The organism is Streptomyces sp. W16, assembly GCF_033194735.1.
GTDB lineage: Bacteria > Actinomycetota > Actinomycetes > Streptomycetales > Streptomycetaceae > Streptomyces.
Genome location: NZ_JAWOAI010000228.1, coordinates 1 through 15,150, shown reverse-complemented (window position 1 = coordinate 15,150; position 15,150 = coordinate 1). Strand labels below are relative to the sequence as shown.

Below are 15,150 nucleotides of genomic sequence, written 5' to 3'. Positions count from 1 at the left end.
CGCAGCGCCTCGCTGCGCCAGGGCGCCCAGCCCGCGTGCAGTGACGCGATCAGCGTCCGGCTCACGGTCACCAGCTGTCCGGCCTCGTTCGGCGGCGACACGGTCACCGTCACCGCCTCCGTCCACATCCCGTCCGTCATCCCCGGCCACGACTTCGGGGACGCCAGCAAGACGGCCACCATGCCGCTCGACCACTGACACACGACCGATCACCGAACCACCCGGCTCGACCGAACAAGGAGCGAGGAGCACAGCACTCATGGGTCTGCGGGAACGCGTCAACCATCCCGAGGAGAACGGCCATCGGGGCGAGGAAGGCCACATGGTCGCCTCGTACCGCGCCAAACTCCTGGAGGAGATCGACCTCGCGGAGATGAGCGCGCTGGCCGCCGCCGAGCGACGGGCCCGCCTGGAGCGGGTGCTCGGGCACATCATCAGCCGTGAGGGCCCGGTCCTCTCGACCGTCGAGCGCTCGCAGCTGATCCGCCGGGTCGTCGACGAGGCGCTCGGCCTCGGCATACTCGAACCGCTCCTCGAAGACGCGTCGATCACCGAGATCATGGTGAACGGCCCGGACGCGATCTTCGTCGAACGCGGCGGCCGGGTCGAGCAGTTGCCGCTCCGCTTCCCCTCCCACGACCAGCTGATGCAGACGATCGAGCGGATCGTGTCGACCGTCAACCGCCGCGTGGACGAGTCGAATCCGATGGTCGACGCGCGACTGCCGTCCGGCGAACGCGTCAACGTGATCATCCCGCCACTGTCGTTGACCGGCGCCACCCTCACCATCCGCCGCTTCCCGCGCTCCTTCACCCTCCAGGAGATGGTCGGCTTCGGCTCGCTCGACGAGCACATGCTGTACCTGCTCGCGGGCCTGGTGCACGCCAAGTTCAACATCATCGTGTCGGGCGCCACCGGCACCGGGAAGACCACTCTCCTCAACGCCCTCTCCGGCCTCATCCCGGAGACCGAACGCATCATCACCATCGAGGACTCCGCCGAACTCCAGCTCCAGCAGTCGCACGTGATCCGGCTGGAGGCCCGCCCCCCGAACGTCGAGGGCAAGGGCCAGGTCACCATCCGCGACCTGGTCCGCAACTCCCTCCGGATGCGCCCCGACCGGATCGTGGTCGGTGAGGTCCGCGGCGGCGAGTCCCTCGACATGCTCCAGGCGATGTCCACGGGCCACGACGGCTCCCTCGCGACGGTCCACGCCAACAGCGCGGAGGACGCGCTGATGCGCCTGAAGACCCTGGCGTCCATGTCCGAGGTCGAGATCCCCTTCGAGGCTCTGCACGACCAGATCAACAGCGCCATCGACGTCATCATCCAGCTCACCCGCTTCGCCGACGGCGCCCGCCGGATCACCGAGATCGCCCTCCTCGACAGCCACGGCAGCGAGCCGTACCGACTCGCCACGGTCGCCCGCTTCAGCCCGCAGCCCATCTCCGCCGACGGCCGGATCTACGGCGTCTTCGAGTACTTCCCGCTCTCGCGCCGCACCGCCGACCGCCTCTACATGGCGAGCCAGCCCCTGCCGCAGGCCTTCGGCGTCGCCCAGAGCACGGAACACCTAGCCCTCAGAGAAGCCAGTAGGTAGGGACCGACCCCATGGATCTCCAGACGATCGTCACGCTCACCACCGGCATCACCCTGCTGACCTGCGTCCTGGGTGTCGCCGGCGTGCACGCCTACGCCACGGGCAGGGCACAGCGCGCGGCCCTGGTCGACCGGCTGTCGTCGACCGGACAGATCCCGCTCGGCCGCCCCCGCCGCTTCCGCACCCTGGACCGCCGGCTGCGCCGTACGCGCCTCGGCCGGAAGCTCGAACTGCGGCTTGCGGCAACGGGGTTGGACATGACGCCGGGCGAGTTCTTCGTCTACATGCTGGCCACGGTGGCCGCCCTCTGGCTGATCGGCCAGGCGTCCCTGGCGCCCTTCTTCGGCCCGATCGCGGGGCTGTTGGGCATCGGGGTGGCGATCCAGTTCCTCAACTGGCAGCGCCAGAAGCGCATCGAGAAGTTCATCAACCAACTCCCCGAACTGGCCCGCATCATGGCCAACGCCACCCACGCCGGCCTCGCCCTGCGCACCTCGATCAGCATGGCGGCGGAGGAGCTGGAGGCACCGGCCGGGGAGGAACTCGCCAAGGTGGCCAACCAGTTGGCGGTCGGCGCCTCGATGGACGACGCGCTGAGCGAGCTGGCGGACCGGCTCCCCTCCCGCGAACTCGTCGTCCTGGTCACCACGCTGGTGCTCTCCAACCGGGCGGGCGGCCAGGTGGTCAGCGCCCTGCGCAACCTCACCGAGACCCTGGAGGAACGCAAGGAGACCCGACGCGAGGTCCGCACCCAGCTCTCCCAGGTCAACATGACGTCGTACGCCGTTCCGGTGATGGGCGTGGGCGCCCTCTTCCTGATGAACGGCGTGAAACCCGGCGCCCTGGAACGGATGACGGGCTCCCCGATCGGCCAGGCCTGCGTGATCATCGCGTTCGGGCTGTACGCGGTCGGCTTCATCCTCATCCGCCGCCTGTCCCGCATCGACGTCTGAGAGGGGGAGACCTGATGACGGCACTCGTACTCGGCCTGGTCATGGGCCTCAGCGTCTGGGGCGTCTTCGCGGGCGTCCGCATGTACCGCGCGGACGCGAAACTACCGACCGACCTCGTCCTGGCCCTTGAGGTCGGCGCGACCCGCACCGGCGCGGTCGACTCCCTCGTCGACCGCCTGGGCATGCGCTACGCCCCGATGGTCCTGCGCCTGATGGGCCCCAAGCAGGTCGCCAAGTACCGCCGCAAGATAGACCTCGCGGGCAACCCCGGCGGCCTGACCATCGACCGCTACGCGGCCCGGCGGGCGGTCTACGGCTTCCTCGGCGGCTTCGGCGGCCTGGTGTTCCTGCTGAAGGGGAACTACCTCCTCGCCCTGATCCTGTTCGCCTTCGGCGCGGGCTGGACGGAGGTCGGCATCTGGTCGGCGATCCGCATCCGCAAGGACGTGATCGAACGGACCCTGCCGGACTTCCTGGACGTGCTGGCGGTGGTGGTGAGCGCGGGGCTGGGCTTCCGCCAGGCGCTGGACCGGGTGGCGTCGAAGTACGAGGGCCCGTGGGCGGACGAACTACGCATCACGCTACGGCAGATGGACCTCGGCATGAGCCGCCGCGCCGCCTTCGCGGAGCTGCGGCGACGCAATGACAGCGAGCAAGTGGCCATGTTCGTCACGGCGTTGCAGCAGGGGGAGGAGCTGGGCGCGCCGATCGTCGACACGTTGGTCGCCCTGGCCAAGGACATGCGCCGCACTGACGCGCAGAACGCGCGGAGGAAGGCGGCTCGCGCGGTCCCCAAGGCCACGATGATGATTACCACGTTCATGGTCCCGGCCACGATGCTGCTCCTCGGCGCGGGCCTCCTCCTCGGCTCCGGCACGGACTTCAGCACGATCACGGGCAAGTAGGGGACGGGGGCGAGGGGAGCGATGGCGACGACGGAGGAACGGGACCGTACGGGACTGCTGCGACGACGCCCCAAACCGGCCGAGATCACGACACCGCCGGCGGGCACGGTCCTGCCGGACCACGTGCGGTCCGGGGCGTCGGACATACCGGTTACGACGGTGACGCCGGCGTTGCCGCCGGGGTGGGTACCGGTAGGGGCCGCGCTCCCGGGGGTGCCGAGGCCGGCAGCTCAGCCACGGCTGGAACAGATGGCCGCCGACGGCGAAGGTCCCCCACTGGGGCCACCCGCACCCGACGACGAAAGTAGTACGGGTCGTACGGGTGGTGCGGGTGGTGCGGGTGGGAACACGATCCCGGCCGAAGGCCGGGGAGTGGCTCTCCCCATCCAGATCAGCGCCCTACAGGCAATGTGCAGGCAGGTCTTCGGCTTCCGCCTCGCGATGATCGCCCTCGCCGCCCCCTCCGCCCTCCTCAACGCCAACCCCGGCGTAGCCACCCGCCTGGTAGGCGCAGCCGTCGTCGTCACCTTCATGGCCTCCTACGTCCTGTTCAGGGACTGGGAACGCTTCGGCCCCCTCCTCCTGCGCCACCCCTCCCTCCTCGCCCTGGACACCCTCTTCGCCGCCCTCCTCCTCATCTCCGCCGGCCCCACCAGCACCCTCGCCTACGTCAGCGTCTGCACCCCCCTCCTCGCCGGCATCGTCTACGGCTGGCGCGGCGCCGGCTGCTTCGCGGGCCTCCAGGCCGTGATCCTGCTCCTGGCTCAGACCGCCGCGGCCGACGCCCACCGGGGCGTGGCGGAAGCCTCGCTACTCCCCGGCCTGTGCGTCATCGCCGGCGCGGTGGGAGTGACCCTGCGCAACCTGATGCTCCGCTTCGGCGCAGCCACGACGGCGTTGACGACGGTCCAGGCCAGGTTGGCCGTAACAGAGGCCGTAGGTGCCGAACGGGCCCGTCTGGCACGCGAGTTGCACGACTCGGTGGCGAAGACCCTGCACGGTGTGGCGCTCGCGGCGGACGGCCTGGTGGGCTCGGCGGGCGCGGACCGCATGGACCCGGTCCTGGTCAAACAGCAGGCGGAACTGGTGGCCCGCTCCGCACGCCGGGCCGCCGCGGAATCCCGCGAACTCCTGGCGGACCTGCGGCGCGAGTCCGACCCCGACGAGGGCACGGACGTACTCGTCGAACTGGCCGCCCGTACAAGGGACTTCAGCACCAGAACGGGCCTGCCCACGACCTACCGCCCCACCGGCGAACACGGCGTACCGCCGGTCCCGCCCGCGGTGGCCCGCCAACTCCTCACCATCGCGACGGAGGCGATGGAGAACGCCCACCGCCACGCGACGCCGACCAAGGTCGACGTACGGGCCGGAGTCCACGACAGCCTGCTCCGCATCAGCGTCTACGACGACGGCCGCGGCCTGCCTCCCGGCACGACCCTCGAACAGCTGCGCAGGGCGGGCCACTTCGGCCTGGTCGGCATGGTCGAGCGGGCGGCGTCGGTGGGCGCCCGCATCCGCATCGGCCGGGGCGGCCACCCCAAGGGCACGGAAGTCCGCCTGGAACTCCCGCTGGAAGCCCTGACGACGCAGCCGACGCAGCCGACGCAGCCGACGAAGACGTAGCGAGAGCCAACCAGCACCCCCCACTTCACCGTCCCCCCACACGACGACCCGAGAGGAGGCAGCCATGCCGGACCACACGACGCCCCACCCCGGCGCGCCGCAGCCGCCGTCACCGAACCCGTTCCCGAACTTCCCGCAGCCCGCGCCGACTTCACCCCTTCGGGTGGTGGTGGCCGACGACAACCCGGTGGTCCGGGCCGGCCTGACGGCGCTGCTGTCGGGCCGCGCGGACATCACGGTCGTGGCGGAGGCGGCGGACGGCCGCGAGGCCTACGAGGCGGCCCGACTGCACCGCCCCGACGTGGTTCTCCTGGACGTCCGTATGCCGGGCGTGGACGGCATCTCGGCGCTGCCGTACCTGGTGGGGATCGCCCCGGTCGTGATGCTCACGTACAGCAGGGAGACGGAGATCGTCCAGGAGGCGTTGCGCCGAGGGGCGGGCGGCTATCTGGTCCACGGCGAGTTCACGGCGGACGAACTGGTGGCCGCCGTAAGGGACATCAAGCAGGGCAGGGCCCACTTCACGCCGTCGGCGGCGGGCGCGCTGCTGGCCCAGCTGAGGCAGCAGCAGGCGGCCGGTTCGCTGCCGGAGGGCCTGGGCTCCTACGAGCATCAACTAAGTGCAAATGCACACGCGATGGAGCCCTCTGCGGCCCTGCCATCACTGACTTCACCCAAAGGGCTTTCGCAACTGCAATCAAATGTGGGACAGTTGTCGTCGGACAGGTCACGGTTCCAACTGAGCGCGAGGGAGGCGGAGATCATGGACCACATCGCGTCCGGCATGACCAATCAGCAGATCGCCGCCACCTGCTTCATCTCCGAGAAGACCGTCAAGAACCACATCAACCGCATCTTCGCCAAACTCCACAGCACCAGCCGCTCCGAGGCCGCCGCCAAGTGGCTGGGCACGGCACCGGGTTCGGCGCGAGGGTTGGGGTGAGCTGTGGTGACGCGACGGGGCACCCACCTCTTGGGCCTGCGGGCCGGACGGGACGACGAACGGGCCCAATGCGACGGTTGGGACCACGATTGGGCCCGGGATTGGGCCCTGGGACCCTCTGACACGGACGCCGTTCAGGCATACCGTGCTCTTGTCGAAAGCGCCGCCGGCGACGAGGAAGCCGGTAACGCGTCACTCGGAGGGGAACACCATGAGCGACCTGATGCTGAAGACCGCCGTCGCGACCAAGGTCCGCGTGAACAGTTGGAAGAACACGACCGTCGCGGCCGTTCGGCGCCGCGCCGGCGACGAGGGGCAGACCGCGGTGGAGTACCTGGGCATCATCGCGGTGGTCGTGGCGATCGTGCTGGCCATCACGGGTACCAGCATCGGGACGACGATCATGACGAAGATCACCGGTCTGATCAACCAGGTCGGCGGCTGACACGACCGCGCCGATACGGAGACGCAGGGCAGGCCTTCCCCATCTACATCACGGTGGTGGGGGGTCTGCTCTTCCTTGCGTTGGCGTACTTCGCGGTCGGCCAGGCCACGGTGAACCGGAGCGGTGCCCAGACGGCCGCCGACGCGGCGGCGCTCGCGGCGGCACAGGACACCCGTGACCAACTCGCGGACGAGTGGGTGAACGACGTACTGGACCCCACCAAGTGGCAGGACGTCTTCCACGGCGGGGGCGTGGTGTTCGGCGGGTGCGCACGCGCGGGCCGGCTCGCGTCCCAGAACGACGCCAATGTGCTGGGGTGCGAGCCGAACGTCTTCCGCATGCGCTACGACGTCGATGTGCAGACCACGAAGACGATGGGGGAGTCCATCGTCCCCGTCACGGCGGGCAAGAGGTCGAAGGCCTCCGCCGCGGCGGTCATCGAGCCGCTCTGCACCTTCGAACTCCCCGGCGCGGACGCCGGGGACACCGTGCTGCCCCAACTCACCTGCAAGGACGGCAGGAAGTGGGACGTCGACCCGACCGATCCCACCGGTCTCCCGGGACCCGAGGACCTCTTCGACGTCCATCTGGCCGACTGACAAGCGAACGACGAGTGACGAAGGAAGCAGAGTGATGAGCATTCGGTTCACTGCGCAGGCCCGCAGGGGGATGGTCGCGTTGACTGTTGCGGCCGGTCTGGCCCTCGGGGTGGCCGGCTGCGGCGGGAGCGGGAACGACGCCAAGAAGCCGGACACCTCGGCGTCCCCCTCGAAGACCAGCGGCTCCCAGCCGAGTGCTCAGGAGGGGCAGTCCCAGGCACCTCTGGCCGAACTCACCGGCCCGGACGGGCTGTCGCTCCAGATCACCTCCGCCGTTCGCGATTCCGGCGGCTTCCTCACCGTGAACGGCGTCATGAAGAACGACGCCGACAAGTCCGTGGCGATTCCTGTGGCGTTGCGCGGCGACGAGACCGAGATCCTGCGGCACGGCACGTCGCTCGGTGGTGCGACCCTCGTGGACTCCACGGCGAAGAAGCGCTACTACGTGCTGCGTGACACCGACGGACGGCCGCTGACGACGACGGACTTCGGGTCCCTCGACGCGGGGCAGACCCTCCCGGTCTTCATGCAGTTCCCGGCGCCGCCGTCGACCACGTCCCAAGTCACCCTGCAATTGCCCACCTTCGCCAGCGGCACCATCAAGATCTCCGGGTGAGGCGACAGTGACCACCACCCCCCGTCTCCCCCTCGTAGTGGCCGCCGCCACCCTCATGGTCGCCGCGAACATCGTCGGCGCGGTCACGGCGCACGCCGCCGACACCCCGAGCCCCAGCGTCCCACCGGGCACCGAGGCCTCCGCCTCGGCCCCGGTGCAGGTCGACCCGAACGACCCCGACCTGAAGCTCCCCGAAGGCGCCACGCTCGCCTCCCCCAAGGTCCTGGACATCAAGTCCGTCGTGGAGGACCAGGGCGGCGAGGAACGCCGCGAGGACACCAACTCGGACGTGACCTTCGCCCTCCAGGCAGAGGTCCTCTTCAGCAAGGACAGCGCGAAGCTGAGCGCCGCGTCGAAGTCCCGTATCGACGCGATCGCCGCGGAGGTCAAGAAGCAGAACGCGACCACGGTCCGCGTCTTCGGCTTCACCGACAACCTCGGCTCCTCGGCCCACGGCGACGTCCTCTCCAAGCAGCGCGCCGACGCCGTACAGGCCGTCCTGGACTCGGACCTGAACGACCCGAACATCACCTTCGAAGTACGCGGCTACGGCGAGCAGTACCCGATCGCCGACAACTCCTCGGAGGCCGGCCGCAAGAAGAACCGCAGGGTCGAGGTGACCTTCCCGCGCACGGAGAGCTGAGGGCCCACCCGGTACTTGGGTGTCGATTTGGGTCCACGGGCCCATCTCGGGCATCCGCCCCGTCCCTAATCTCTGGAAGCTCCAGTGGTGTTGAGCGACAGACAGCGGGGGACGGGGAGACATGGCCTCGATCGGGGGAACAGGCGGGGGAGTTGGTGGGCCAGGCAGCGGACTGAGCGGGCGGCGGGAGCTGCCCGTGCCGCTCGCCACCGCACTGACGCTGGTGCACATCCTGTTCGCGGTCACCGTCGTCGGCGGGCTCGGCGTGCTGTTGACCGCCGCGTCGTACGACACGCTCGACGGCCAGGTCGTCGCCCTCGTCGCCTGCGCCGCCGCGCCGGGCGTCCTCGGCTGGTGGCTGGCCCGGCGGAGCTGGGAGGGCGGGACCCGGGTCCGGCTCGGACTCGTCGCCGTACAGGGCTGGTTGATCCTCGGCGGTGTCGTCAACCTCGTCTCGGGGTCCGCCCGCGGCGGCCTCCAGCTCTTCCTCCCGATCGTCATCCTCTTCCTCCTGTCCCGCCCGGAGAGCCGTCAGTGGTACGGCCTCGCCGGACTGGAACGCGTCGAGCGCCGCCCGTTCTCCCTTGCCCGGCTGATCCGTTGGCGCCGGGACGAGGGGCAGACGGCGGTCGAGTACGCCGGATTCATCGCCATCGTCGCCGCCATCATCACCGCCCTGCTGGTCACCGGCCTCGGCACCCAGATCTTCGGCGGCATCCAGTCGGAGGTCTGCAAGGTCACCGGCATGGCCTGCGGTACCGGCACGACCACTACCACCACTACCACCACCGAGACCGACACAACGGGCGCCGACAAGCCCGCCCCCGCCGACAACAAGACAGACGACCAGGCAGGCGACAACGACGGCTGCTTCTCCGGCGTAGGCGCCTTCTTCGGCTGTGCCGGTGACCAGGTCAAGCAGGTCGGCCAGGGCCTCTTCGTCGACGGCGTCTGGGGCGACCTCACCGGTATCTACGACATGGTCCGCCACCCCATCGACACCGTGAAGGGCATCGGCGACTACGGCAAACAGCTCGGCGACGGCTGGTCGAAGAACTCCAAGGACGCCGCCAAGAAGTGGTCCGACGGCGACTACGGCGGCGCCCTGTGGGACTGGACCGGCGCTTCGGTCAAGACCGGCGGCACGGTCCTCTACGACCTGTTCGTCGGCGACGACGTAGCGAAGGACTGGAACAACGGCGACAAGACCCGCGCCGTCACCCACGTCCTGTGGAACGTCGGTTCCCTCTTCATCCCGGGCTACGACGGCGCCAAGATCGTCGAGAAGGTCGGCGACCTCGGCAAGATCGGCAAGCTGGGGAAGCTCGGCGAACTCGCCGAGAAGGCCGCCAAGGCGGCGGAGGACGCGAAGAAGGCGGCCAAGGCCGGTGACGTGGCGGGCACCGAGAAGGCGGCCAAGGAGGCTGACGACGCCGCCGAGGAAGCGGAGAAGAAGGCCGAGAAGACTGGCTGCACGATCGGCGCGCCCATCCGGCGGATTCCGTACGAGGGCAACGGTCCGAAGGACGACGGTGGCCTCACCGGTTCTTCCGGCACGGGCACCACCGTCCTCGCCGCCGGCGGCTCCCCGTACGTCGTGCTCGCCGAGGACGGCTGCGACGAGGGCGCCAAGAAGGAGGCCGAGGATGCCCGTAAGAAGGCGGACGAGGCCGACGCGGCCGCTCGCGCCGCCGACCTGCAGCACGCCGCGGACGAGCTGAAGAAGGTCATCGCGGATGCCAGGGACAAGCAGAAGACGCCCAGGAACGAGCGGTTCACGCTCGACGAGAAGAAGATCGACGACCTCGTGGCCAAGGCCAAGGACAACCCGGATCTGAGCAAGGGGGAAATCGGGAAGGCCGAACTGACCCAGTCCCTCAAGGACTTGGCGGACGCGCTGAAGAACACGACCATCGACAACCAGAGCCGCGGTTCGCTCGGCGGCCCCGTGCTCAGGGCCGGCAACCGCCACCAACTGGCCGAAGCCATGGCCGAGGTCAAGGCCGCGACGCGTGCAGCGGACGACGCCGCCGAGGGCACCAAGGTCTATGCCGGCGTTGGCGCGAAGAAGGGTCGCCCGACCGTGGACATGGGCGACGGCACGACCGCCGATCTCAGCGGTATCGACGACGCCGACGTGGTCTACAAGGGCAAGGACGGCACCCTCAACGTCGTGGAGGTCAAGAACACGGGGCAGGCCGCTACCCAAGCCTCGATCCGTGCCCAGGCAAAGAAACTGGCCGATTGGCAGAAGGCGCACCCGGGCCGCAAGGCCCGCTACGAGATCGAGACGCAGGACGGCTGGGACAAGGTCTTCGACGGTTTCCAGAAGGACAAGAAGACCGGCACTCGTCCGGACGGCACGCCCGCGCAGACCCTCGCCGACAACGGACTCGACCTTCGCGTCGCCGGCCAGGACATCTCACCGCAGCAGCTCAGGGCGATGAACGACGCGTGGAACAGGAAGACTCCGGCCGAGCGGCAGGCGGCACGGGACTCGGGCAAGATGAAGGACCCGAAGACCGCCATGCAGTTCCTGGGTGTTTCCTGATGCGGCGTGGACGTGGCGGACGACGAGAGGAACGGAGTGGCCGGACCGTGACCGCACATCACCTGCTGCCCGCGACCATGCGTCGGCTCCCGCCCCCGTGGAACGACCTGACCCAGGAACGGAGGCAGCGCCTCGACGACCTGCCGCATACGGAGGCGAACGAGCGTGCAGCACTCGACGCACTGACCGCCGCGCTCTCCGGCCCACTGCCGTCACCCGCGCCGCGCGTCTGGAGCGATGAGTCATGGGCGTTCTACGACCGCATCCGTCATGAGGCCGGGTACCGGCTGGCCCACGCCATGCCGACGGCGGGCCGGTTCACCCGCGAGGGCGTCAGCGACGTACTCGGGGAGTGGGCGGCCGCCGCACAGCCGCCGGTGCCGCCCTGGTGGCTGGAGGACCAACTGGACGTGATCGCCACGGAGTTGGTCCGCGACGATCTCTCGGGCTGGACGCACGACGTGTTGTACTGGCTCCAACAGCAGCAGCCCTACGACGAGGCAGGCGTCGCCGCGATCGCCGAGCGGTGTGCCGTGTACGGCCTCGCCGCCCACGACGCGGTGAGTCTCCTGCGGCACCTGGGCCCGCCCCACGGCGAGCGCGCCCTGCTCCGTCTCGTGCGGGACGACAGAGTGAGCGAGGACAGTCGCGCCTGGGCGAGGGACTCCCTGATGTGGCTGCGCCACCCCGGCTACGAGGCCCGCGCCCGCCAACCGGCGCAGGGAGAACACCCCTTGCTGCCTCCCGCCGTACGCGAACTCCCCTACGGCTGGGCCGTCGGCTTCCAGTGGCCCGCCGAACTCCCGGAAACCGACGACAACATCACCCGCGCCCGCGCGATCCTCCAGGCCTGCGCCCCGACCGCACCCGTACCCGAACCCGTCCCCGACGCCGACTGGACCGGTGACGAGGACGAGGACGAGCCCGCCTGGCTTGAGGTCCGCGTGGTGATGCGGGACCTCATGCCGTACGCGAGCCTGGTTACCGAGGAACGCATGACCGAGGCGGTCCGGGAGTGCTCGCTGCTGGGCATCCCCGGCGTACCGCCCGACCCGGACGGCGAGGAGGCAGCGCGCTTCGTCCGGAGGTGGGTGACATGGATCGGCGGCTGGATCGCCGGGGAGGTCTTCACCTGGCTCGGCATGTGCGTCGACGACGACACCCTGGTGACCCCGTGGGCGATGGAACTCGCCGAGCGGTACGCCCGGTTCGGCGTCGCCACCGACCAGGCCGTGTCCATGCTCCACTGGCACGGCACCGTACCCCGAAGCCGCCAGGCCCTCGCCCGCCTGGCGACGGACGGCACACTGGCGCCGTGAGCGAGCCGGAAAGCAAGTCCGGAAAGCAAGTGAGGACGACGATGCTGCTCGCGAACCTCTTGGTCGTCAGGGAGCCCCGGCCCGCCGAACTCCGGCACGCCCTGGCGGACTTGCTGGGCCTGCCCGAGGACGCCGTCTCCGTGGCGCACGAGGACTGGGACCAGGAGGACCGTGACTGGGGCGCCCCGGTGCTCTGTACCTACTGCCCGCTGCCCCCGGGCGACCTGGCGGTCTCCCTCGACATCAGCGTCACCGCCTCGGCCGCCGGCGACCTCACGGAAGCGGACCTCGCCCTCGGTATCGCGGCCAGGGTGGGCAGTTCGGTCGTCTACCCCGCCGAGTCCTACCCACCGAGCGCCTCCTGGGCAGCGGTCCCCGACGGCCGCGCGGTCAGGTGCAGCATCGAGACGGTCGAGACGGGCTACGGCGAGGACGCCGTCCTCTATCCGTTCCGCGTCTACAACGTGGCAGCACCGGTACCGGACCTGCCCCCTGCTTCCCCAACTCTCCCTGCTCCCCCTGCTCCCCCTACTCCGTCTCCACCGTCACCTGAGCCCCCACCCTCAGCCCCCACTCCGCCATGACCCCCGCCTCCGCCTCCAGCACATGCCGGGACCGGATCCGCGGCAGGCCCAGCCGCCCCGGCTTCATCGTGTGGACGGCGACGACCTCCAACTTCCGATTCAGATAAGCCACATCGATCGGGAAGCGCATCCGGAACGTGTGCACACTGCTCGCAGGCGAGAGCAGCATCGCCCCGTCGATTCCGTCCCGGCCGAGCAGCCCCTTCGTCCGCGCCCGGTAGGAGGTCGCGAACTCCAGCGGAACGGCGACAGCGTCCGCGGCCCCCCGCACAATCAGCTTCCCCCGCCCGTCACTCCAACGTCGTCCCATGCCAGATCACCCTCCTGCGCCACTCCGGATCCGATGCCGACCGACCGTATCCACCCGGACTGGGCCCCACATGGGCCCACGGACCCATGCCGCGCCCGCCGCCATCCGGATATCGTCCCCGCGTGCGCCTGATTCTGATCGTCGTGGGTGCCCTGTGGGGCGCGTGGTCGGGCCTGCTGCTGCCACGCGCCGCCCACCGCCTCTCCGTCGAGGCCGAGGAACCCTGGAACGGGCGTTGCCCCGACGGCCACCCGATCACGGGCCCTTCCGACGGCTGGCTGGGCCGCGCCCGCTGCACCGAGACCGCCGACACCGGCATCGACATCAACGGCTCACACCGGTGCGGCCCCTACGGCCCCAGCACCCCCGTCGTATCCACCGCGACCGCCCTCGTCTGCGCGACCCTCGCCGCGGCCACCGGCCCCCACCCCGAACTCGTCGTCTGGCTGCTCGCCGCCCCCGTCGCCGTTCTCCTCGCGCTCGTCGACCACCGGGTGCACCGCCTCCCCGACGTCCTCACCCTCCCCCTCGCCGCCGCCACCCTCGCTCTCCTCGGCGTCGCGGCCCTGCTCCCCGCCGACGCCGGCTCCTGGCTCACCGCCCTGCTCGGTGGACTCGCCCTCGGCGCCGGGTACTTGGTGCTGTATCTCATCAACCCCGCCGGCATGGGCTTCGGCGATGTGAAGCTCGCCCTCGCCCTCGGCACGGCCCTCGGCTGGTACGGCTGGCCGGTGCTCGTCACGGGTGCCTTCGCGGGGGTGCTGTACGGCGCGCTGTACGGCCTCGGCATGGTCGCCCTGCGCCGGGCGGGCCGCAAGACGGCGATTCCGCTGGGGCCGTTCATGCTCGGCGGCGCGTTCACGGGTGTGGTGCTGGGCGCGTTCGCGGTGGCGTGAGACGGTGGTGAACCCGGCATCCGGGCGGCCAACGGCCAGCGGCCAGCGGCCAATGGCCAACGACGAACGAGGTGGCGTACTCGTGCGGAAGATCTCCTTCATGATGTCCGTGTCCCTCGACGGATATATGGAGGGCCCCGACCGGGACATCAGCTGGCATCTGGTCGACGACGAACTCCACCAGCACATGAACGACACCCTCAGGCCCCTGGGCGCCTTCGTCGACGGCCGGGTCACCCACGAACTGATGGCCGCCTACTGGCCCACCGCCGACGCCGACTCGGACGCCTCCGCGGTCACCGCCGAGTTCGCCGCCATCTGGCGGGACAAGCCGAAGACCGTGTACTCGCGGACCCTGCCCAGCGGCCCCGCCGAGTGGAACACGACCATCGTGTCCGAGGTCGTCCCCGAGGAAGTGCGCGCCCTCAAGGAACAGTCCGGCGGCGACCTCGGCCTCGGCGGCGCCGACCTCGCCGCCACCTTCTTCCGGCTGGACCTCGTCGACGAGATCAAGGTGTACATCCACCCGGTCCTCATCGGCCGCGGCAAGCGCATGTTCCCCGAGGCCGACACCCACACCGCGTTCCGCCTCGTCGAGAACCATGCCTTCGGCAACGGGGTCGTCCTGCTGCGCTACGAGCGAGCCGCCCCGTAAAGCTGTTGTCCGCCGTGCTCCCACCGGATAGGAAGAACCCATGACTGGACTCGGCGCCGTGTTCCGGCCCCAACTGCCCCCCGAGCGGCTCCGTGCGGTGGTCGAACTCGCCGACGCCTCGGGGCTCGAAGAGCTCTGGCTGTGGGAGGACTGCTTCCGCGAGGGCGGGATCTCGGCCGCCGCGGCGGCGCTCGCATGGAGCGAGCGGGTGCGGATCGGGGTAGGACTGCTCCCGGTCCCGCTGCGGAACGTCGCCATCACCGCCATGGAGGCCGCGACCCTGTACCGGCTGTTCCCGGGGCGCCCGATCCTCGCCGTCGGACACGGCGTGCAGGACTGGATGGGCCAGGTCGGCGCACGCGCCGAGTCCCCGGTGACCCTGCTGCGCGAGCATCTCGACGCGCTGCGCGCCCTGTTGCGCGGAGAACGGCTCACGACCCAGGGGCGCTACGTCAAGCTCGACGACGTCGGCCTCGACTGGCCGCCGGAGGGTCCCGTCGAGATA

16 protein-coding genes and 1 pseudogene are annotated in these 15,150 nt (G+C 70.1%); 16 read left to right on the top strand and 1 reads right to left on the bottom strand.

Annotated elements, in window-relative coordinates; genetic code table 11:
- The 13 genes and pseudogenes from R6V09_RS27670 to R6V09_RS27610 form a co-directional block, all read left to right on the top strand.
- A pseudogene (locus tag R6V09_RS27670) lies at positions 1–198 on the top strand (pilus assembly protein); the annotation flags it as partial.
- Positions 199–259: 61 nt separating this feature from the next.
- A complete protein-coding gene (locus R6V09_RS27665) occupies positions 260–1,600 on the top strand; it encodes a CpaF family protein (RefSeq protein WP_317884153.1) in 1,341 nt (446 codons plus the stop codon).
- A gap of 11 nt (positions 1,601–1,611) precedes the next feature.
- Positions 1,612–2,553: a type II secretion system F family protein gene (locus R6V09_RS27660; protein ID WP_317884152.1), complete on the top strand. Its 942-nt coding sequence runs from the start codon at positions 1,612–1,614 to the stop codon at positions 2,551–2,553.
- Between the two features lie 14 nt (positions 2,554–2,567).
- On the top strand, positions 2,568–3,458 hold the full coding sequence (locus R6V09_RS27655; protein ID WP_317884151.1) for a DUF5936 domain-containing protein: 891 nt from the start codon (positions 2,568–2,570) through the stop codon (positions 3,456–3,458).
- 21 nt (positions 3,459–3,479) lie between these two features.
- Complete coding sequence (locus R6V09_RS27650) at positions 3,480–5,084, top strand: sensor histidine kinase (protein WP_317884150.1); 1,605 nt, start codon at positions 3,480–3,482, stop codon at positions 5,082–5,084.
- Positions 5,085–5,148: 64 nt separating this feature from the next.
- A complete protein-coding gene (locus R6V09_RS27645) occupies positions 5,149–6,027 on the top strand; it encodes a response regulator transcription factor (protein ID WP_317884149.1) in 879 nt (292 codons plus the stop codon).
- 211 nt (positions 6,028–6,238) lie between these two features.
- Positions 6,239–6,472, top strand: coding sequence for a Flp family type IVb pilin (locus tag R6V09_RS27640; RefSeq protein ID WP_317884148.1), 234 nt, complete (start codon positions 6,239–6,241; stop codon positions 6,470–6,472).
- Positions 6,469–7,071 carry a pilus assembly protein TadG-related protein gene (locus R6V09_RS27635; protein WP_317884155.1) on the top strand — a complete coding sequence of 201 codons (603 nt, stop codon included), beginning with the start codon at positions 6,469–6,471 and terminating at the stop codon, positions 7,069–7,071. The genes R6V09_RS27640 and R6V09_RS27635 overlap by 4 nt, the downstream gene beginning before the upstream one ends.
- A 34-nt stretch (positions 7,072–7,105) precedes the next feature.
- Positions 7,106–7,687, top strand: a complete 582-nt coding sequence (locus tag R6V09_RS27630) for a hypothetical protein (protein WP_317884147.1) — start codon at positions 7,106–7,108, stop codon at positions 7,685–7,687.
- A 55-nt stretch (positions 7,688–7,742) separates the two neighbouring features.
- A complete protein-coding gene (locus R6V09_RS27625) occupies positions 7,743–8,330 on the top strand; it encodes an OmpA family protein (protein ID WP_317884154.1) in 588 nt (195 codons plus the stop codon).
- 121 nt (positions 8,331–8,451) lie between these two features.
- On the top strand, positions 8,452–10,881 hold the full coding sequence (locus R6V09_RS27620) for a hypothetical protein (protein ID WP_317884146.1): 2,430 nt from the start codon (positions 8,452–8,454) through the stop codon (positions 10,879–10,881).
- 47 nt (positions 10,882–10,928) lie between these two features.
- Positions 10,929–12,200, top strand: coding sequence for a hypothetical protein (locus R6V09_RS27615; protein ID WP_317884145.1), 1,272 nt, complete (start codon positions 10,929–10,931; stop codon positions 12,198–12,200).
- Positions 12,197–12,784: a hypothetical protein gene (locus R6V09_RS27610; protein ID WP_317884144.1), complete on the top strand. Its 588-nt coding sequence runs from the start codon at positions 12,197–12,199 to the stop codon at positions 12,782–12,784. The genes R6V09_RS27615 and R6V09_RS27610 overlap by 4 nt, the downstream gene beginning before the upstream one ends.
- Here the strand turns inward: R6V09_RS27610 and R6V09_RS27605 are convergent.
- The gene (locus tag R6V09_RS27605) at positions 12,729–13,094 is read right to left on the bottom strand and encodes a DUF192 domain-containing protein (RefSeq protein WP_317884143.1); all 366 of its coding nucleotides are present in this window, start codon (positions 13,092–13,094) and stop codon (positions 12,729–12,731) included. The two genes, R6V09_RS27610 and R6V09_RS27605, sit on opposite strands and share 56 nt — an antisense overlap.
- Positions 13,095–13,216: 122 nt before the next feature.
- Here R6V09_RS27605 and R6V09_RS27600 point away from each other — a divergent pair, with 122 nt between their 5' ends.
- From R6V09_RS27600 to R6V09_RS27590, 3 genes are all read left to right on the top strand, one after another.
- On the top strand, positions 13,217–13,990 hold the full coding sequence (locus tag R6V09_RS27600; RefSeq protein WP_317884142.1) for an A24 family peptidase: 774 nt from the start codon (positions 13,217–13,219) through the stop codon (positions 13,988–13,990).
- Positions 13,991–14,072: 82 nt separating this feature from the next.
- Positions 14,073–14,645, top strand: a complete 573-nt coding sequence (locus R6V09_RS27595; protein WP_317884141.1) for a dihydrofolate reductase family protein — start codon at positions 14,073–14,075, stop codon at positions 14,643–14,645.
- 40 nt (positions 14,646–14,685) lie between these two features.
- Positions 14,686–15,150, top strand: a 465-nt coding sequence (locus tag R6V09_RS27590; protein ID WP_317884140.1) for an LLM class flavin-dependent oxidoreductase, incomplete at its 3' end; no start/stop codon positions are given.

Coding starts and splice junctions, on each gene's coding strand:
- R6V09_RS27665 (WP_317884153.1), top strand. CDS start 260: ATGGGTCTGCGGGAACGCGTCAACCATCCCGAGGAGAACGGCCATCGG.
- R6V09_RS27660 (WP_317884152.1), top strand. CDS start 1,612: ATGGATCTCCAGACGATCGTCACGCTCACCACCGGCATCACCCTGCTG.
- R6V09_RS27625 (WP_317884154.1), top strand. CDS start 7,743: ATGGTCGCCGCGAACATCGTCGGCGCGGTCACGGCGCACGCCGCCGAC.
- R6V09_RS27645 (WP_317884149.1), top strand. CDS start 5,149: ATGCCGGACCACACGACGCCCCACCCCGGCGCGCCGCAGCCGCCGTCA.
- R6V09_RS27620 (WP_317884146.1), top strand. CDS start 8,452: ATGGCCTCGATCGGGGGAACAGGCGGGGGAGTTGGTGGGCCAGGCAGC.
- R6V09_RS27630 (WP_317884147.1), top strand. CDS start 7,106: ATGAGCATTCGGTTCACTGCGCAGGCCCGCAGGGGGATGGTCGCGTTG.
- R6V09_RS27640 (WP_317884148.1), top strand. CDS start 6,239: ATGAGCGACCTGATGCTGAAGACCGCCGTCGCGACCAAGGTCCGCGTG.
- R6V09_RS27655 (WP_317884151.1), top strand. CDS start 2,568: ATGACGGCACTCGTACTCGGCCTGGTCATGGGCCTCAGCGTCTGGGGC.
- R6V09_RS27605 (WP_317884143.1), bottom strand. CDS start 13,094: ATGGGACGACGTTGGAGTGACGGGCGGGGGAAGCTGATTGTGCGGGGG.
- R6V09_RS27650 (WP_317884150.1), top strand. CDS start 3,480: ATGGCGACGACGGAGGAACGGGACCGTACGGGACTGCTGCGACGACGC.